A 19,808-nucleotide genomic window follows, 5' to 3' on the forward strand; every position below is an offset into this window, starting at 1 on the left:
CTTTCTATAACAAAAATCTCGTCCAGACCGCCTATTTGCACCAGAGCCATCGGCGACACCGTGCAATTCGGCTACGACACTGAGACCTCCCCAACGCTGTTCCGGCATTACGCGGCGGTTCGCACCTGGCTCGACGTGAAGCCGTATTACGGCACCGACGCGAACGCGATCGCGACACGGGCAGCGCATACGGCGTCGCTGACGATGGACCAGCCGGTGGACATTATCAACGCGACGATCGACGAGCTGATCGCGCGCGATATCGAGCTGCCGGCGTTCTCGACGCTCGACCGGCTGACTGAACAGATCCATGCCCGGGCGCAGTCCCGACTGTTCAAGCGCGTCACGCGACGGCTGACCGATGAACAGAAACTCGCGCTCGATCGGCTACTCGCCCGCGACCTGTCGAGCCGGCAGACCGCCTACAACCGCATCAAGCGGCATGCGAAACGCCCATCGCGCCAGCATCTGGACATATTGATCGATCAGCTTGCCTGGCTCGACGAACTCGGCGATTTTTCACTGGCCGTCGCCGGGATTCCGGCCTCGAAGCTGCGCTCGCTCGCGAATCAGGCGATGGCGCTCGACGCGTCCGCGCTCAGGAATGACACACTCCCCGAGAAGCGCTACACACTGATCGTCGCGCTGCTCAACCGCATGCGCGTGCGCGCCCGCGACGATCTCGCCGACATGTTCGTGCGACGGATGGCCGCGATCCACAAGCGCGCGAGCGACGAGCTGGACGTGATCCAGCGCAAGCAGCGTGATCAGGTCGAGGACCTCGTGGTCCTGCTCGACGGCGTGGCCGACATCCTCGCCGACGAATCCGACGAGACGGCCATCGCCCGAGCGGTCAGGAAGCTGCTCGCGCCGAAAGGTGACCTGGAGCCCTTGCGCGAGAGCTGTGCGGCAATCCGCGCGTTCAGTGGCCGCAACTATCTGCCGCTGCTCTGGAAGCACTTCAAGGCACACCGTTCGGTCATGATGCGCGTGGCCCGTACGCTCGAATGGGATTCGACGAGCCCAGTCCGCTCGCTGCTGAACGCACTCGATGCGGTGATGGAGAACGAATCGCTGCATCGCGAGTGGATCGATGCGGACGTCGACGTGAGCTTCGCCGCGCCGCGGTGGCGCAAGCTCGTGCGGCGCTCGCACGGCGACGGATCGCCGACCAACCGCCGGTATCTCGAGCTCTGCGTGTTCTCATACATGGCCGAGGAACTTCGGGTCGGCGATCTGTGCGTATCGGGCTCCGACGCCTACGCTGACTATCGCGACCACCTGCTGCCGTGGCGGCAATGCGAGCAGCAATTGCCCGACTACTGCGACAAGCTCGGCATGCCAACGACTGGCAGTGACTTCGTGCTCGATCTTCGTCAATGGTTGACCGACGCCTGCCACAAGCTCGACACCGAACTACCGCACAAGCGCGAGCACGTCGTGATCGACCGTCACGGTGAGCCGATCCTGCGCAAAACCGTCGCCAAGGAAATCCCGGCGAGTGCGATCGCTTTACAGGAGCGGCTCAACACCCGCCTGCCGACGCGGAACATGCTGGACATCCTCGCGAACATCGAGCACTGGACCCACTTCACGCGGCACTTCGGGCCCTTGTCCGGGAGCGATCCGCAGATTCGCAAGGCCGCCGAGCGCTACCTGCTGACCATTTTCGCGATGGGCTGCAATCTCGGCCCGACCCAGGCGGCCCGCCATCTCGACTCCGATGTCACCGCGCATATGCTGTCGTTCGTCAACCGTCGGCATATGAGCCTGGACAAGCTCGAGACCGCACAACGTGAACTGATCGAACTGTACCTGCGGCTGGACCTGCCGAAACACTGGGGCGATGGCAAGACGGTGGCGGCTGACGGCACGCAATACGATTTCTACGACAACAACCTGCTGGCCGGCTATCACTTCCGCTACCGGAAAATGGGCGCGGTCGCGTACCGGCACGTCGCCGACAACTATATCGCGGTGTTCCAGCACTTCATTCCGCCGGGCGTCTGGGAAGCGATCTATGTGATCGAGGGACTCCTGAAGGCGGGGCTGTCGGTCAAGACGGACACCGTTCATGCTGACACGCAGGGCCAGTCGGCCGCCGTTTTCGCATTCACGTACCTGCTCGGCATCAACCTGATGCCGCGGATTCGCAACTGGAAGGACCTCGTCCTGTATCGGCCGGACAGCAAGGCCAAATACAAGCACATCGACAAGCTGTTCACCGCCACGATCGACTGGGTGCTGATCGAGCAGCACTGGCAGGAACTGATGCAGGTCGCGCTGTCGATTCAGGCAGGTACGATCTCGTCGCCGCTGCTGCTGCGCCGGCTCGGCTCCGAAAGCCGCAAGAACCGGCTGTATCTGGCCGCACGCGAGCTCGGCAACGTCGTGCGCACGGTGTTCCTGCTCGAGTGGATCGGCAGTCTGGAATTGCGGCAGGAGGTCACCGCGAACACGAACAAGATCGAGTCGTACAATGGCTTCTCCAAATGGCTGTCGTTCGGTGGTGATGTGATTGCCGAGAACGAGCCGGAGGAGCAGCAGAAGCGGCTACGCTACAACGACCTGGTCGCATCGGCCGTGATCCTGCAGAACACCGTGGACATGATGCAGGCGCTGCGCGAGATGGCGGCAAACGGCGAGAAAGTGCGCGCCGAAGACATCGAATTTCTGAGCCCGTATCCGACCCACAACATCCGGCGCTTCGGCCACTATAAACTGCATCTGGATCGCCGGCCGGAAGCCTGGATCAGGGACCCGCTGTTCGGCCATGGTGCCCGCACCTACGCATCCCGCCAATGACTGCACGCCCGGCCATCACTACGACCTATTTCGGCGATGTCGACACCGCCGCGCTCGAGCGGCTCGAATCGAGCTACGACACCACCCGCCTGCTGGCCGCCGTCGATATCGTCGATCGTCTCCGCGCCCAACTTCACGATCCCGAGGGGCTACGTGACGATCTACTGGAGATCCACAGCATGGCACATTCGGTGCTGAATGGCGCACCATCAGTGCCGGCGCGACGCGAAGGCGCCTTGCCCGAGCGGGTGCTGGACGCACTCGATCTGATTGATGAATTTGTCATGGAACTCACGCGGGTGAGGACGATCCTTGAGCCGCTCGAAGCGCTGCACCCTGATGAGGGGTTCGGCGAGGATTGAACGGCGCCCACCCACTGATCGTGACCACGGGGGCCGGTCCCGGCCGGTGTTATGCGGCCGCAGACGGCCCAGACTGTGTCAAAACGCGTGGCCACTGGGAATTGACGAAACCTGTTCCGGCGCATGTCGCGGCTTGTCGTTTGCGGCAATCTGAACGCAAACCACAACCGAACATATCGCAAAGGCTCAACAACCCCGTACGGGCATCACGCCCGCATCGCCTTCATAACCGCTTCTGAACCGAGTAGCTTGATCACTCGCTTCATGTTGTACGCCAGCACGTGCAAGCTCATCTCCGTACTCACCCGCTCGATGGTCCGTGTCAGGAAATGAGTGGCGCCCATCCATGCCTTGATCGTGCCGAACGGGTGCTCGACAGTCTGTCGCCGGATGCGCATCATCTCAGGCGCATGATCAAGTCGCGCCTGCATCTCATCGAGAACAGCCTCGTGCTCCCAGCGTGTCACGCGACGTTGAGGACCCGGCGTGCAATCCCCCTTTAGTGAGCATTGCTGGCAATTTGAACTCCAGTATTTACTGATCTTCAGACCGCGCTCAACAGTTGAGAATCGCCAGATGAGCCGCTGGCCCGCCGGGCACCGATATTCGTCCGTCTGTGCGTTGTAAATGAAGTCATCCTTGCCGAAGCGGCCATTAGCCGTTGCGCTCGATGTCACCGGTTTGGGAACGAGCACGCTTATTCCAGCCTCATGACATGCGAGTATCTCCTCGCTCTTGTAGTAGCCGCGATCCGCAACTGCGGTGAGCTTGTCGACGGCCATCTCATCACGCGCCAGCTTCGCCATCGACGTCAACTGATCACGATCAATGCCATCATTCGTAACGACGTGCGCGACGATCAGATGGTGCTTCGTGTCAACCGCCGTCTGGACGTTGTAGCCGACGACTCCCGTTCCTCGTGTCTTCATCGAACGGGCATCGGGATCCGTGAGCGACACCTGTCGGTCCGGTGCTTCGTTCAGCTTAACCTCGATTTCCTTGAGGCTTCGCATCTGTTCCTTCAAGGCCGCGATCTTGTCTTGCAGTCGCTCTGTTCTGGCCTTCGCGATTGCAGGCTCCTGACGATCGGCTGTGTCCATCGCCTCGAGATAGCGAGCGATACTTGACTCGATGTCGCGCATGCGTCGTTCGAGCTTGGCGCTTGTGAAGTTGCGATCACGATGGTTCACCGCCTTGAACTTGCTGCCGTCGATCGCAACGAACGCTTCAGCGAAAAGGTCCAGACGCTGGCATAGCATGACGAACTGACGACAGACGCTGCGGATTGCTTTGCCGTTGTCTTTACGGAACCGAGCAATGGTCTTGAAGTCCGGCGCCAAGCGGCCCGTGAGCCACATCAGTTCGACGTTGCGCTGAGCCTCGCGTTCAAGGCGACGGCTGGATTGAATACGGTTCAGGTAACCGTAGATGTAGATCTTGAGCATCACCTCCGGATGATACGAAGGCCGCCCTGTCAGCGCTGGCTCAACACCTTCAAACCCAAGCTTCTGAAGATCAAGCTCATCTACAAAAACATCGACTACACGCACGGGATTGGTGTCCGTCACGTAGTCGTCAAGTGCTTCAGGGAGGAGAAAGCTTTGTGTACGACTGTCGCCTTGAACGAACCGCTTCATCTCGCCCATCCTCCGCTATCGGATGAGCCATTTTAACCTGTCAAAATGGCGTTTTGACACAGTCTGGGCCACAAACTGCCGGTCACATGCGCCGCCGGAAGGCCGCTCAGGCGCCGGCTCTGCTTCGCAACCGGCCATCTGATTGTCGCAAGGCGAGCGCTCGTTCAGCGGCCAGAAGGGACATCAATCTGGCCGGCCAAAGACGCCCTGTTCCACCGAGCGGAGGCATCTCCCCTGTTAATCCCTGTCAGCTTGCCGGATTTCGTGCCATGACGACCCATGCCGCGCCGTTGATCATCACCGACCCCTCGCCGGGGAGGCTCGCGAAGGCGGCACGAACTGCGGCGGAGGCACGGGCGCGGATGTCGTCGGGCTGACCAGCGAGCGCACGCGACAGCGGGCCGACCTCAAGCGTCATCCTCACTGCGTCGTCGATCGCCGCGTCCCGCGTTTCGCCCTCGCCGAATGGGACGGCCGCGTCGAAGGGCGAGATAACGATTTCGGTGAAACCGGCCGCCGTCAGGATGCGCGCCACGTGCTCCCGGTCGCCGAACGAAAACGGGCCGGGCGCTTCGGGATCGGGGAGCGCGCTCGGCGGGACGATGTCCTTGAGCGCGCCCACCGGCAGTCGCATCCAATCGTTCTCGGCCGCACCGCGCCAGCAGACGAAAGCGACCCGGCCGCCCGGCCGGAGCGCGCGTCGCATATGGGCGAACGCCGCTGTCGGATCGGGGAAAAACATCACGCCGAAACGCGAGAACAGAATGTCGAACGCGCCTTCGGGCAGCTCTGCGCTGCTGGCGTCGGCCACCTGAAACAGGGCCGGCGTATCGTGGCGCGCAAGCGCGCGCGCTCGATCGATCAGCGGTTCGGATATGTCCACGCCCAGCACTTGGCCCCCCGCGCCGACGCGAGCGGCCAGAGCCAGACTTGACGCACCCGCGCCGCAGCCGATGTCCAGCACGCGCTCACCCGTCGCGGGCGCGGCGGCTTCGATCGCGGCCTGGCCGAACACCGCCACCAGAGCGTCGAGCCGGGCCTGGTTGGCGACCCAGCGCTCCCCGCTTTGACCATTCCAGTCACCCACCTGATCAGCACTTTGCTTTGCCATGTCATCTCCTTGACTCGACGATCCGCCTTTCGCCGCGTCGATTTACGCCAACCTTTTCGAAGGCGACGACGCAACAAGAGCAGGGATCTGTGCTCTCAAACCACCATCGACTGCTGGGCGAAGATACCCGCCATCGCGCCCTGCGATGAAGCCTGGGTGACCGAGGGCAAGAAGGGCGTGGCGAGGTCGCCAGCGGCGTAGATGCCGGGCATGCTGGTTTGGCGGCGCTCGTCGACTTTGAGGACGATGCCGGTGGGCGTATCGACCGTGGCGAGGCCCAGTGATTCATGCAGGCGTGCGGACGGCTTGTTGCGCGGATGGGCGAACAGGACGTCGACCGCGACATTGCGGCGGGTATCGAGATTGACGGTGTTGATATGGCCCTTGTGATGGGCGATCTCGACGATCCGGCCATCGACGACAGGTATGTTGCGACGCGCCAGATCGACTTGGATATCGGGCGCAATGTCATGACCATCGGCGAAGACAGTCAGCTTGTCCGTCCAATCGCGGAACAGCCTGGCAGACTGGTGCGACTGCGGGCTGGACCAGACGAGGCCCCAATGCTGGCCGGCGACTTCAAAGCCGTCGCAATAGGGGCAGGGCACGATGGACGTGCCCCAGCTTTCGGCAAAGCCCGGAACATCAGGCATCTGGTCGGCGACGCCATAGCTCAGGATCAGGCGGTGCGCCCTCAGGCTTTCGTTATCGTCAGTGACGACGCAGAAATCGTCGATGGCGCCAGACACGCTCTCGGCCCGGGCATTGACCAGCCTGATCGTTGGATAGCGCGTCAACTGCTGCCGCGCCTCGACCAGGATGTCCAGCGGTGGCTTGTGATCGTGGCCGAGCAAGCCATGCGAGTGGCCTGCAAAGCGGTTGCGCGGCCGGCCGGTATCGAGAACCGTGACCTTGCGGCGGGCACGGCCGAGCTGCAGGGCGGCGGCGAGGCCGGCAAAGCTGCCGCCGATGATGATGACGTCATCCATGGTGATGGGCTCCGTGTTGTGATTGGAGGGGTGGGCTCGGCGTGGTGTGCAATATCGTCCAGCGATACGCGCTTGAGACGGTCAGCGAGTAGGGCTTCGGCATTGGCGAGAAAGTTGCTGATGGCTGTATTGATCGGCCCCACAATCCCGCATTCGATATCGCCAGGCGCCCCGGGGAAACCTGATTTGGGCAACTGGTTGAAACCTATCCTTGGCTTGCACATTTAAGATACTGCGTGGTATCGTAGCGCAAGAATTTGAATACTGTCAAGTACTGGAATTGTTGTGACCGAAAACAGCCAGAGCCGGCGCGGCCGGCCCGCCAACGAGGCGCTTCGCCAAACGATCGTCGACGCCGCCTGCGAACTCTTTGTGGAATTGGGTTTTCAAGCGACGACCATGGACAAGGTCGCGCAGCGGGCGAAGATATCCAAGCTCAGCATCTATCGGCACTTCGAGAACAAGGAGGCGCTGTTCAGCGCGGCCATGGTGGCCCACTGCCATCAATTTGCACCCCAGGCCCTTTCTGAAAGCGTCGACGGTTCAGCCGAAGATCAGCTCATGGCGGTGGGATCATCCCTGCTTCGCACGCTGTTGAGCCCGGACGTCCGCAGTGTCGAAGCCATGGTTTTGGCCGACAAGACGAATCAAAAGTCGTTAAGCAAGCTCCATTACGAAGCCGGGCCCGCCCATGTCATCGCCCAAATCGAGGCCGTGTTGCGTCAGTTGCACGCGAAAGCGATTCTGAACGTACCCGATGCTCTCCGATCCGCCCGCTTGTTTGCCGCGCTTTTCAAAGGATCCGATCTTCTGCTTGTCGCACGCTTCGATGAGGCGAGAGCAGAGGATGACAACGAAATCGAATCCTATTGCCGGTCGGCCGTCGCCATGTTCATCGCCGCGCACGGTGGCATCTAAAGGTGCGCTATCGCGGCTTGATGAAGAACCCGCAGAGTTGCACACGCTGTTCGCTCTCAGCAATCTGTGGATGACGCGCGAACGACTGATGCGCGAGGCCGCTGAATGAGCGCAAAAGCCGCCCGCGCGGGCAGGCAATCGGCGCCTTCCTTATGCCGAACGTAGCGCTGCATTCGAGCCAGGTGCCGCACCGCTTCCACCGCATCGGCCCTATGTGGATGGCTCAGTGCGGCAAAACGAGTTCTGAACACCATCCCTAACCTTGCGGGCGCTTCCTTTCGATCTGGTGAACGACAAGCTGATTGCTTATAGAGAAATCAAACTTAAGTTCGAGAGCAATTCGAGGGTCGAGCAAGACGTCATCCTTGCACGGCGTAAGCCGCCTCACCAACTCACGGGTCTAAGCGTCCGCAGATGCCGATGACTTGTCCCCCAGGCGACGGCACGGAATGACCGTTCCACTCCGATACCTACCCTTAGAACAGAGACTGCTCGACCGGCTGCAACGGGTCGAGTGCAGCCCGTCGCGGCCATCAGGCAGCGCGATGGCACAGGTGTGAAGCCTGATGGTTCAGCAATTTCAGCCACCGAAACGTCAATGCTCAAACCAGCTGGCCATAAGAACGTACCTGGGCGGCGCAGTCCAGCGTGTTCCGTGCGTTCCACTCTGGCCAAGCTTGCCCGAGCCCAGCTATTTCCGTTTCCCAACAGCACGGCAAATTGTGTCCGTCCTGAAGGGAGGAGCCTAAACATTTATTTGCTTTTCGAAACGCACTACTAAGATGAAGTGTTGGGCGGTTTGAAGGCTTTCGGGCTTGCTTTCCCTGGTCACAACATCCTGCGTTCCGCGACAACGACTTTTCCTTGAATAGTCGTGACAATTCGGTGACACCGAACAGGAGGATGTATGTCGCACGGAACGCAGCTCTGTCCGAGCATCGCTGTCATGTTGCGGGCCCTTTACGCACTGCTGCTAATTGCGACGGCAAACCCCGCCCCCGCGCAGATCATCAGCACCGTCGCGGGCCCCGGTCAGGGCGGCGTAGGTGCGGCCGGAATCCAGGCCAACGCCATCGCGGTGGACCGATGGGGAAACATATATACCGCCGAACCGACATTTCTCGTCGTTCGCCGCATCGATCACGCGAGCGGAACCGTTACCATCATTGCCGGCACCGGGCAAGCAGGCTATAGCGGCGACGGCGGCCCTGCGACGCAGGCCATGCTCAACGATCCGACAGGGGTTGCGCTTGACAGGGCAGGTAACGTATTCATTGGCGATTTCGGCGGTGGCGTGCGAAGAGTGGATCGGGAAACCGGGGTAATTACCACAGTTGCCGGCCCGGGCAATCCCGGCGTACCTAACCGTGGTGACGGCGGCCCGGCCACGCAAGCCATAATGCTTGCAACCGACGTTCTTGTGAACGGGGAAGGCGATCTCTATATCGGCGATGACGACCGCATCCGGCGCGTGGACCACAAAACGGGAATCATCACGACCGTCGTCGGCGATGGGCACGATGCATTTCTCGGCGGCAGCGGCGAAGGCGGGCCGGCCACCCGCGCGGGCTTTAGCTACATCCTAGCGCTCGCCTTTGGCCCGCACGGCGAACTCTATATCGTCGATCCCGGTCTCTCAAATGTTCGCCGCGTGGATAGAAGGACTAACATCATTACCACTGTGGCCGGAGAGCACCTCGCCTTCTTTTCTGCGCCCCCGGCTCCCTTCGGCTATAACGGCGATGGCGTCCCGGCGACCGACGCGTTATTGAGCTTCCCCACGCATATCACATTCGACTGCGCGGGTAACCTGACGATCAGCGATACCGTCAACTCCCGCGTACGCCAGGTGAATAGGCAAACCGGCATCATCACGACCATTGCCGGCAACGGGCAGGACTCTTACGGCGGCGACGGCGGCCTTGCCACTCAAGCTGGCATAGATGGTCCGAGGGGGCTCGCGTTTGGACCCGAGGGCGATCTGTTCTTTGCTGAAGCTGGGGGGAGCTCCGGGTACATTCGCAAGGTAAGCGGCCTGCCGAAAGCCGGGCGCCGCTGCGAAGAACGTGATGAGGACCGCGACGGCGGCGATGCGGGGCGCCGCAGTGATCGCACCGATCGGAAAGATGGCGGTGCGTTGCTTCCATGGTGGTGGTGACACCGCTTTCGTTACGCCAGTATCGCGCGCGCAGATGATCGCGCGCGCGCCTGCGCCGGATGCGGAAAAGACGAGGGCAGCCTGCTGGCCAGCAGGCTACTTTGGACCACGCCACCAGCTCCGACTGTCGCAGTTCGGTCAGTAGCTGCCTCGCCATCGCCGATAGGTGAATTTCGGCTTCGGCCGACAAGCGGCAGGCGTCTCGGCATGAGCGAATGGCGGTTAGACTTTTGACAACGGACGTTGCCCTCGCGGAGACCCGAATGACGGCAACGGGTCGAGTTCTGCCGAACGCGTACCGGCCAAGCAGGCCTGGCTCGCGCGAGGCCGACGTCGGACCGGGATCGGCCGTCGGGCGGACATTCAGACGTCGCATCGCATTGCAAACGGTCATCGACCTTCGCCGGGAACACACTGCCCTTCGAGCAGTTTCGAGCCGATTTCGCAAGCGCGTCAAACGGTGCCACACGAGAAGCGGCCACAAACGGCGAGTCAAGTAGGCGCAAAAAGCAGAGGTATCGGCATGCATCGGCGACTCCAGCGGCTATTCTTCATACGCTGCGACGATTGCGTTCCCGGTCGGCTGTGCGTGGTGGTCGGCAGCATTCCGCGCTTCTCGCGGAAAGGGGGTTGTATGTCACGTCCAGACCGATCCCGGCGCGCGCGACGCGCACTCCATCGCGGGCAAGCAGACGGACATCTGTGGTTCGCCATCGGTATTTCGCTCACGGGGCTATCCTTTTCGCAAGCGATGCTCGCGGCGGGCACCCTTCCGCAAGGCGGCACATACGTGGCTGGCGCGGGCGCGATAGCAGGGCACGGAAACGGCCTTGTCATCACGCAACCGGGTTCGACACGCGGCGTGATCGACTGGAACAGCTTTTCGATCAGTAAAACCAACAGCGTGACGTTCGACAACGGTTCGGGCGCGACCCTGAACCGGGTGACGGGCGGCTCGCCGTCCGCTATCTTCGGCCGGCTCAGTGCAACGGGCAGCCTGTATGTGATCAATCCGCAGGGCATCGTCGTCGGCTCATCGGGCGTGATCAGCACAGGTGGCCGCTTCGTCGCGTCCACCCTGGATATCTGCGACGACGCCTTCATGAAAGGCAGCGGCCCGCTTACGCTTTCAGGCAACTCGGATGCAAGCGTCATCAACCTCGGCAGGATCAGTTCCAGCGGCGGCGATGTGTTCCTGATTGCCCGGGACGCAGTCATCAACGACGGCACCGTGGCAGCGCCCACCGGCACGGCGGAGCTGGCCGCAGGCGGGCAGGTGCTCCTGCAGGATTCGGGCAGCAGCAGGCAGGTGTTCGTGCAGACGGGCAGTCAGGGCACGGCCATCAACAAGGGGCGGATAACGGCCGCTCAGATCAGCTTGCAGGCCGCCGACGGCAACGTGTATGCGCTCGCAGGCGGCGGCATGCGCATCCGCGCGACGGGCACGGCCAGCCGCGACGGCCATGTGTGGCTAGTCGCCGACAGCGGTCGTGTCGGGCAGCTCGGCAAGATCGCCGCAAGCAACGCGGACGGCAGCGGCGGAACGGTCGACACGCAAGCGGCGCAACTCGCATTCGGCAGACATGCAGCGGTTCATGCGGGCCAATGGAATCTGACGACGCCCGGCTTAACGATCGACGACTCCGCCGCCCATGCGTTGCAGCGCAGCCTGAACGCGGGCACCTCGGTCGCGGTTACGACAACGGGCGCCAATGGCGTAACGGGCGATCTGAGCGTTGCGTCGAGCCTCATCTGGCAGGGTGCCGCTTCGCTGACGCTTGCCGCGTATCACAACGTCTCAGTGACGACGGGCACGACGATCGCGAACCACGGGGCGGGCAATCTGGCCGTGCGCGCTGATGCAACGGGCAGCGACAACGGCGGCAGCATCGCGAATAACGGCATCATCGACTGGTCGGCAAGCACCGGCATCGTCAGCGCGCTCTACGACATGAACGGTACCTACAGCCCCGGCACCTTAGTCGGCAATGCATCGTGGTCCGCTCCGGCTTACAGCGGGCTGGTTACGCAGATCACCGGCTATCGACTCGTCAATTCGGTAGCGGACTTTCAGGCGGTCGGCAACGACATGACCGGCAACTACGCACTCGGAAAAGATATCGAAGCGAACAACGCCGCGTTCACCACGCTGGGCACTACCCCGTACACAATTAGCACGTTGTTCACCGGTCAATTCGACGGCATGTGGCATATCGTTTCGAATCTTTCGCCGAGCCTCGACGCCATCTTCGGCGATATCGGGCAACACGGCGTCGTGCGCGATTTGAAAGTCGACGCCCACCCGCTCGCCAACGACACTGGGTTTTACTATGGAATTGGCCTCCTGGCTATTAACAATCACGGCACTGTAGTCAATACGTTCACCTCTGGCGCGAACAGCTGCGATTGCTTCTATGCACCACTGTCAGGGCTCGTTGGGACGAACTTCGGGCTGATCGAGCGCTCGGGAAGCAGCGCTACGGTTCGGACCGGTGGCGTAGCGGCCGGACTGGTTAGCACCAACTATGGAAGCATCGACGAGTCGTATGCGACCGGCTCCGTCACAGGCTTTTTGACGCACGGCGGTGGTGGCGGACTGATCGCGAACAACTACAACTACGCCACCTCCAGCTACGGCGTCATAACGCAATCTTTCGCGACAGGTCGCGTTATCAGCGGCAACGGATTGGGGATGGGCGGCATCTGCGCAGGCTGCTCGGGTGGCCTTGGCGCCGACGTTTACTGGGACGTTCAGACCACCGGGCAACCGTCGGGCGGCGGCAATCTACCTGCATCCAACGGGCTCACCACAGCCCAGATGAGCAACCCCGCCAGCTTCGTCGGCTGGGACTTCGGGCCGAACGGCGCGTGGGTCATGCCGACCGGCGCCACGCATCCAGTGCTGCGGTGGCAAGTGGAACATTAGCCTGGCGCGATGTTGGTGGAACTGCCCGTCACGCAGACGATCGGAGACCGAAGCGAGTCGATCTGGGCTATCGACGCCTTGATGCCCGCGTGCTGGGGAGCGCATCGCTATGTCTGTGCTGGAGTTCAGACAATGACGTTGAACGTCTGAGAATGGTCTGGTGTGAGACGTATGCAGAATCCCGCCCCCGATGTCTCTGATGGGTCGGGTTCGGCCGACCGCGTCGGGCGGCAGTCGGCCGAGGGTGTGTCAAAACTCGAAACTGCCAGGTTTTCGAGTGTCGCTTTACCCCTCCCCACGTGCCGCGAAGCCGATACAGCGCGTTCTGGTGGGTCGACTTTCGCACTCGACTACGAAGCAGCACGTTTTGACACACCCTCGGCCAGGAAGTGTCATTCGCCGCTACTGTTGACCAGACATTTAGACGTCGGTTCTGCAGCCGCCAGCGGCCATTGGCCACCGGAACACAACTGATCTTCCTGGTCCGCCTTCTTCGGGTTCGGTATATCTACAGCCTTGGTTTGGACCTTCCCTTGTTTCCCTTATGGTTACCGCGTTCTGACCTGGCGAAGTGGCACAAAAGTCCCCATAAGAAGGTGCCAAACGCTGAGATATCGGCATGCATGCGTGACGCCAACTGCTATTCTTCAGACACGGCGACTCACGCGTCTCCGGTCGGCTCCGCGGGTCGTTGGCGGCCATTCCGCATGCATGCGGAAAGGGGGCTGTATGTCACGTGCAGAACCACCGCGGTCCGCGCGACGCGCACCGCATCGTCAACAGTCAAACGGACGCATCTGGCTCGCCATTGGCATTTCGCTGACTGGACTTTGCCTGACACCCGTGGCGTTCGCGGCGGGCAGCCTGCCGCAGGGCGGCCGTTACGTCGCCGGCACGGGCACGATAGCGGGCGCGGGCAACAGCCTCGTGATCACCCAACCCGGTTTGACCCGCGGTGTGATCGACTGGAACAGCTTTTCGGTCGGCGGGAACAACAGCGTTACGTTCGTCAACGGCACGGGCGCGACCTTGAACAGGGTCACGGGCGGCTCGCCGTCGGCCATCCTCGGCAGACTCGGCGCAACAGGCAGCGTGTATGTGATCAATCCGCAGGGCATCGTCGTGGGGCCATCGGGCGTGATCAGCACGGGAGGCCGATTCGTCGCGTCTACGCTCGATGTCTGCAACTGTGCGTTCATGAAGGGTGATGCGCTCACGCTGTCGGGAGATTCAAATGCGAGCGTGATCAACCTCGGCAAAATCAGTTCGAGCGGCGGCGATGTCTTCCTGATCGCACGGCAGGTGGTCGTCAACGCGGGCACGATCAAAGCGCCTGCCGGCACGGTGGAACTGGCGGCAGGTGATCAGGTGTTGTTGCAGGACTCGACCAGCAGCAGACAGGTTTTCGTGCAGACGGGCAGCGTTGGTACGGTCGTCAACAGCGGGCGCATCGCAGCCGCGCAGATCAGCCTCCAGGCCGCCGATGGCAACGTGTATGCGCTCGCCGGCGGTGGCGCGCGCATCCGCGCGACGGGCACGGCGAACCGCGACGGACATGTGTGGCTCGTCGCCGACAGCGGCCGGGTCGAGCAGTCGGGCGTCATCGCGGCCAGGAACGCCGACGGCAGCGGCGGGACGGTCGACACTGACGCGGCACAACTGGCGTTCGGCGCCAAGGCAGCGGTCCATGCGGGCGAATGGAATCTCTCGACGCCTGCATTCACGATCGATCATTCCGCTGCACGCGCACTGCGTCGCAGCCTGAATTCGGGCACTTCTGTCGATGTCGCCACGACAGGCGCGATGGGCACAACGGGCGATATCGATGTCGCCTCGAACCTGCGCTGGCGAGGTCCTGCGTCGCTGACGCTCGCCGCATACCGCGACGTGTCGGTCGAGAGCGGCGCGACGATCGCGAACAATGGCGCGGGCAATCTCGGCTTGCGCGCCGACGCAACCGGCATCAACAACGGCGGCGGCGTCGTGAACAACGGCACGCTCGACTGGTCGAAGAGCACCGGTGCGCTGAGCGCTTTCTACGACATGAACGGCACCTACGTTGCCGGTACCCTGCTGAGCAACCCGGCGTGGACGCCTCCAGCCTTCAGCGGCCTCGTTACGCAGATCACCGCGTACAGGCTTGTGAACTCGCTGACCGATCTGTCGAACGTCGCCAACGATCTCACCGGAAACTACGCGCTCGGCAAGAATATCGATGCGAGCGCGACGAGCAACACGCCATTCGTTCCGATCGGCAACGTCGACACACGTTTCACGGGCCAGTTCGACGGACAAGGCAATACGATTAGTTCGCTCACGCTGGGCGAGTGGGTGGGTACCAGGGCCGAACGGCCACAGATGGGCATGTTCGGTGTGATCGGCACCCAAGGTGTCATACGCAACCTCGACGTTTCGGGCACGGCGAACCTGTCTAACGTGAGCGTGGACCTCGAGTACCCAACCCTCGATATGGGCGTACTCGCCGGCGCGAACTTCGGTACCGTCCTGCGCGTGAGCACGTCCGGCACGGTGGTGGTGAACAGCAGACCCGAGGCCGCTGTTATGAGCGACGGTTCGATAGCCGGTGGGCTCGTGGGCGCTAACGCCGGCTTAATCCAGCGTTCTTCGAGCAGCGCCGCCGTGACCGCGGGGCATGTGCTCGGTGGTCTGGCGGGCGCGAATAGCGGCCTGATCAACCAGTCGTTCGCCACGGGTCCTGTCGTTTCGCTGAGTTATATCAATGAGGGCGGCGGCGGCCTTGTCGGCGATAACAGCGGCACGATCAACCAGTCTTATGCAACCGGCTCGACAACGCTTCGGGGCTATTGCCGAGGTGCTTTCGGTACGCCATGCGGTGGCGCGGGACTCGTCGTTACGAACGAAGGAACGATCAGCCAGTCATTCGCAACCGGCCTCGTGACGCAGCCGTTGTATGGACCGATCGGTATCGCGCGGGCCAATACCGGCACGATCGGGAACGATGTGTACTGGGACACCGACACCACGACCGCCACAGTCGGCGTCGTGTACGGCACGCCGATTCCCGCGGCGAACGGGCTGACCACCGCGCAGATGAGCACACCGGCATCATTCGTGGGTTATGACTTCAGTCCGACGGGGGTGTGGGCGATGCCTGCCGGCGCGACGCATCCGGTGCTGCGCTGGCAACTGGCGCAATGACAGACGTGGAGTCAGCCATAGGGCTGTAAGCGGGTTTTCGACGCGGGATCATCTTGCCCACATATTTGCTTCAAGGCGCAGCCCGAATTCGGCTCAACGTTCGGACGATCTGTTGGATTCGTTGGCCCGGGTTCGGCCAATTCGAACACGTCGGCCCAACGTCACTGCCTAGTGTCCCCGTTCTTTCGGCATCAGGCGCGGTGACGGAGCGCATTTGATTCGAAGGGGGCACTTTGATCAACGCGGTCGTATGTCGCCAACAAGACCGCTGTCCGCGAGGGGGCGCGCGTTCGCTCAGCGGACAGAGGTCGGCCATGAAGCGTCATTCACCTCCTCCGTCGGCGGACAGTCAGACGTCGCATCCGCATTGCAAACGGTCATCGACCTTCGCCGGGAACACATTGCCCGTCGAGCAGTTTCGAGCCGATTTCGCAAGCGCGTCAAAAGATCCCACACGAGAAGCGGCCACAAACGGCGAGGCAAGTAGGCGCAAAAAGCAGAGGTATCGGCATGCATTCGCGACTCCAGCGGCTATTCTTCAGACGCTGGGACTAACGCGTTTCAGGTCGGCTCGCGCGTCGTCGTCAGCCATGCCGCGCCCCACGCGGAAAGGGGGTTGTATGTCAAATCCAAAACTACCTCGGCCCGCGCTACTACGCGCACCGCGCCGTGGCCAGTCACACGGACGCCGGTGGCTCGTCATCGGCGGCGCGCTCACCGGACTGTCCTTTACCCAGGCGGCGCTCGCGGCGGGCACACTTCCACGAGGCGGCACTTATGTGGCGGGCACGGGCACGATAGCCAGCAACGGGAACGGTCTCGTCATCACGCAACCCGGTTCGACGCGCGGCGTGATCGACTGGAACAGTTTTTCGATCGGCAGGCACAACAGCGTGATGTTCGATAACGGCTCGGGCGCGACGCTGAACCGGGTAACGGGCGGCTCGCCGTCGGCCATTCTCGGCAGGCTCAGTGGAACGGGAAGCCTCTATGTGATCAATCCGCAGGGCATCGTTGTGGGGCCATCGGGCGTGATCAGCACGGGCGGCCGCTTCGTCGCGTCGACGCTCGATGTCTGCAACTGTGCATTCATGACCGGGAGCAGCCCGCTTACATTCTCGGGCGACTCCGCTGCAAGCGTAATCAACCTGGGCAAGGTCAGTTCGAGCGGCGGGGATGTGTTCCTGATCGCACGGCGTGCCGCCATCAACGCGGGCACTATCACCGCACCCAACGGTACGGCGGAACTGGCTGTCGGCGAGACGGTGTTGCTGCAGGACTCGGCCAGCAGCAGGCAGGTGTTCGTGCAGACGGGCAGTCAGGGCACCGTGGTCAACAGGGGGCCCATCAACGCCGCGCAGGTCAGCCTGCAGGCCGCCGATGGCAACGTGTATGCGCTTGCAGGCGGCGGCACGCGCATCCGCGCGACGGGCACGGCAAGCCGCGACGGCCATGTATGGCTGGTCGCCGACAGCGGCCGCGTCGAGCAGCTCGGCAAGATCGCCGCAAGCAACGCGGACGGCAGCGGCGGAACGGTCGATACACAAGCGGCACAACTGACGTTCGGCAAGCACGCGGTGGTCGATGCAGGCCAATGGAATCTCTCGACGCCCGCTTTCACCATCGATGATGTCGCAGCGCATGCGTTGCAGCGCAGTCTGAACGCGGGCACTTCGGTCGACGTGACCACGACGGGCGCGAACGGTGCAACGGGCGACCTCGGCGTCGCGTCGAGCCTGCGCTGGTCCGGTCCGGCTTCGCTCACGCTTGCCGCGTACCGCGATGTCTCAGTCGCGAGCGGCACAACGATCGCGAACAACGGCGCGGGCAATCTGACCTTGCGCGCCGACGCCTCCGGCATCGACAACGGCGGCAGCGTGATCAACGGCGGCACTATCGACTGGTCGAAAAGTACCGGCATCATCAGCGCGCTCTACGACATGAACGGCAGCTACACTCCCGGCATGATCGTGGCGAATAGCGCGTGGACAGCAGCTCCGTATAGCGGTCTCATCACCCAGGTGACCGGCTACAAGCTGGTCAATTCGGTCGGCGATTTACAGAACATCGCGCGCGATCTCGGCGGCGCGTATGCGCTCGGCAAAGACCTCGACGCCAGTTCGACCGATACGTCTTTCGCTTTCTCTTCGCTCGGCAATGCGACCACGCCATTTTCCGGTCAGTTCGACGGGATGGGCCACGTGATCGACAGGTTCACCCAGTTCGATCAGAGCTCGACCGAGCAGCCGGCGACGGGACTGTTCGGCACGATCGGGCCGACCGGTGTCGTGCGGAATGTCGGGATGACCAACGCCCGGGTCGTGACCCATATCTATTTCCCGGGCGGGATCCCGCTTGGCATTCTGGCCGGCGAGAACCAGGGCTTGATTACCTACGCCTATACTACCGGCGACCGCGGCTCTGGCGCGTTCGAAGGTGCGGTGCTCGGCGGCCTGGTGGGACGCAACGTCGGCCTGATCGAGCGCTCTTGGAGCAGCGCGTTCGTCGGGTCGGCCGGCCTGCTCGGCGGCCTCGTCGGTGGCAACGGCGGTACCATCGTGCAATCTTATGCGACAGGGACGGTGAGCGGCGGCAATCATGGCTCCGGTGGCGGTCTGGTCGGCGCTAACGACGGAACGATTTCGCAGTCGTATGCAACGGGGATAGTGTACGGCCCATTCAGCGCTGGGGGACTGGCTCTTTCGAATACCGGCCTCATCGAGCAGTCGTTTGCGTCGGGCGAAGTCAGAGGACCAACGTTCCAGGGCCCGGATTATGGCACTTATGGCGGCATCGTCGCCTTCCAGGGCTTACCGGCTGGAGTGCCGCTCGCGTCCAACGTCTACTGGGACAAGGAGACGACAACGCGAACGAAGAGCAGCGGGTACGGCGCGCAGCTATCGGCGTCCAACGGGCTCACGACCGCACAGATGAGCAATCCGGCCAGCTTTGACGCCTCGTGGGATTTCAGTGAGACCGGGACGTGGGTCATACCGGCGGGCGCGACCCACCCGATCCTGCGCTGGCAACTAGCGCCCTAGGCGCTGCAGCGAACTGGGGCGCGCACGCAGAACTGGCTCAGCCGCGTCGGCTGGTGGCATCGCAACGACAGATTGGGGGGAAGCCGGCCTCCGACTGCCTGCCTGAGCATGTCTACGAACGTCCGAAGATGGCCAACTGAGCCGGTGATCTGCAGCTTGTCTCCAATGCCTTTTTCGCTCGACGAAAGACTGACCGAGCGTGCGGTCATTCTGCAATAGCTCGCGCCGCTTCGGTAGTGGATTCGCATGCGCACTTATCCCTTGGCAGCAGGTCCGGCCAGGCAAGATTTCTCGCAGACCAAGGCGCGCCCAGTCCGCATGCAAACGTGCCTGATTGCGGCGATAGGATAGCTACATTCGGACTCGTTATTCGCGCTACCATGCCCGATCGCCGCCGTGATATCGGCGTTCATCGCGACAGTCCCAGCCGCGCTTTTCGGTAAAGCCGGTAATGCGTCTGACAGTGAAGCCATTAGCAACGCACAGGCTTCCGTCGGGCGCGAAGCCGAGACCGATTGGTCCCGCGAACATTGCCTGGTTGGCGAGCCCTCCTTCATCACCATAGACCCGTGTGCCGGTCCCGGTCGTGCTGACGACTCCCGACAAAGCACGGATGACCGATGTGGTCACGTTACTGCCATTCATTGCCGTCGGAACCGACCGGCTGTTTCGGGTCGTCTG

General features: G+C 62.4%; 10 protein-coding genes and 2 pseudogenes. 8 read left to right on the forward strand and 4 right to left on the reverse strand.

Features of this window, described 5'->3' with window-relative positions:
* Window positions 1–48: 48 nt before the first annotated feature.
* Window positions 49–2,805 (forward strand): annotated as a pseudogene (locus OKW28_RS18135) (Tn3 family transposase); the annotation flags it as partial.
* Complete coding sequence (gene tnpC / locus OKW28_RS18140; protein ID WP_090812213.1) at window positions 2,802–3,167, forward strand: Tn3 family transposase post-transcriptional regulator TnpC; 366 nt, start codon at window positions 2,802–2,804, stop codon at window positions 3,165–3,167. The pseudogene OKW28_RS18135 and the gene tnpC, both read left to right, overlap by 4 nt.
* 206 nt (window positions 3,168–3,373) lie before the next feature.
* Here tnpC and OKW28_RS18145 read toward each other — a convergent pair whose 3' ends face one another.
* From OKW28_RS18145 to OKW28_RS18155, 3 genes are all read right to left on the reverse strand, one after another.
* Window positions 3,374–4,804, reverse strand: a complete 1,431-nt coding sequence (locus tag OKW28_RS18145; RefSeq protein ID WP_429443949.1) for an IS1182 family transposase — start codon at window positions 4,802–4,804, stop codon at window positions 3,374–3,376.
* Window positions 4,805–5,051: 247 nt separating this feature from the next.
* Complete coding sequence (locus OKW28_RS18150; protein WP_026226061.1) at window positions 5,052–5,915, reverse strand: class I SAM-dependent methyltransferase; 864 nt, start codon at window positions 5,913–5,915, stop codon at window positions 5,052–5,054.
* A gap of 95 nt (window positions 5,916–6,010) precedes the next feature.
* Window positions 6,011–6,904 (reverse strand): NAD(P)/FAD-dependent oxidoreductase, encoded by an 894-nt coding sequence (locus OKW28_RS18155; RefSeq protein WP_018421952.1) that lies wholly within the window; start codon window positions 6,902–6,904, stop codon window positions 6,011–6,013.
* Between the two features lie 285 nt (window positions 6,905–7,189).
* Here OKW28_RS18155 and OKW28_RS18160 point away from each other — a divergent pair, with 285 nt between their 5' ends.
* From OKW28_RS18160 to OKW28_RS18185, 6 genes and pseudogenes are all read left to right on the forward strand, one after another.
* Window positions 7,190–7,822 (forward strand): TetR/AcrR family transcriptional regulator, encoded by a 633-nt coding sequence (locus tag OKW28_RS18160; RefSeq protein ID WP_018421953.1) that lies wholly within the window; start codon window positions 7,190–7,192, stop codon window positions 7,820–7,822.
* Window positions 7,810–7,931: pseudogene (locus tag OKW28_RS18165) on the forward strand (IS5/IS1182 family transposase); the annotation flags it as partial. The gene OKW28_RS18160 and the pseudogene OKW28_RS18165, both read left to right, overlap by 13 nt.
* 798 nt (window positions 7,932–8,729) lie before the next feature.
* Window positions 8,730–9,980: a hypothetical protein gene (locus tag OKW28_RS18170; RefSeq protein ID WP_429447745.1), complete on the forward strand. Its 1,251-nt coding sequence runs from the start codon at window positions 8,730–8,732 to the stop codon at window positions 9,978–9,980.
* A 634-nt stretch (window positions 9,981–10,614) separates the two neighbouring features.
* Complete coding sequence (locus OKW28_RS18175) at window positions 10,615–12,906, forward strand: filamentous hemagglutinin N-terminal domain-containing protein (RefSeq protein ID WP_429447746.1); 2,292 nt, start codon at window positions 10,615–10,617, stop codon at window positions 12,904–12,906.
* A gap of 729 nt (window positions 12,907–13,635) precedes the next feature.
* The gene (locus OKW28_RS18180) at window positions 13,636–16,086 is read left to right on the forward strand and encodes a filamentous hemagglutinin N-terminal domain-containing protein (RefSeq protein ID WP_429447748.1); all 2,451 of its coding nucleotides are present in this window, start codon (window positions 13,636–13,638) and stop codon (window positions 16,084–16,086) included.
* Window positions 16,087–16,706: 620 nt separating this feature from the next.
* On the forward strand, window positions 16,707–19,127 hold the full coding sequence (locus OKW28_RS18185) for a filamentous hemagglutinin N-terminal domain-containing protein (protein ID WP_429447750.1): 2,421 nt from the start codon (window positions 16,707–16,709) through the stop codon (window positions 19,125–19,127).
* A gap of 375 nt (window positions 19,128–19,502) precedes the next feature.
* Here OKW28_RS18185 and OKW28_RS18190 read toward each other — a convergent pair whose 3' ends face one another.
* Window positions 19,503–19,757 (reverse strand): hypothetical protein, encoded by a 255-nt coding sequence (locus tag OKW28_RS18190; protein ID WP_429447752.1) that lies wholly within the window; start codon window positions 19,755–19,757, stop codon window positions 19,503–19,505.
* Between the last annotated feature and the right edge of the window lie 51 nt (window positions 19,758–19,808).

The sequence above is a fragment of the Paraburkholderia sp. 40 genome, assembly GCF_050434105.1.
In the GTDB taxonomy this organism is placed as follows: domain Bacteria; phylum Pseudomonadota; class Gammaproteobacteria; order Burkholderiales; family Burkholderiaceae; genus Paraburkholderia; species Paraburkholderia tuberum.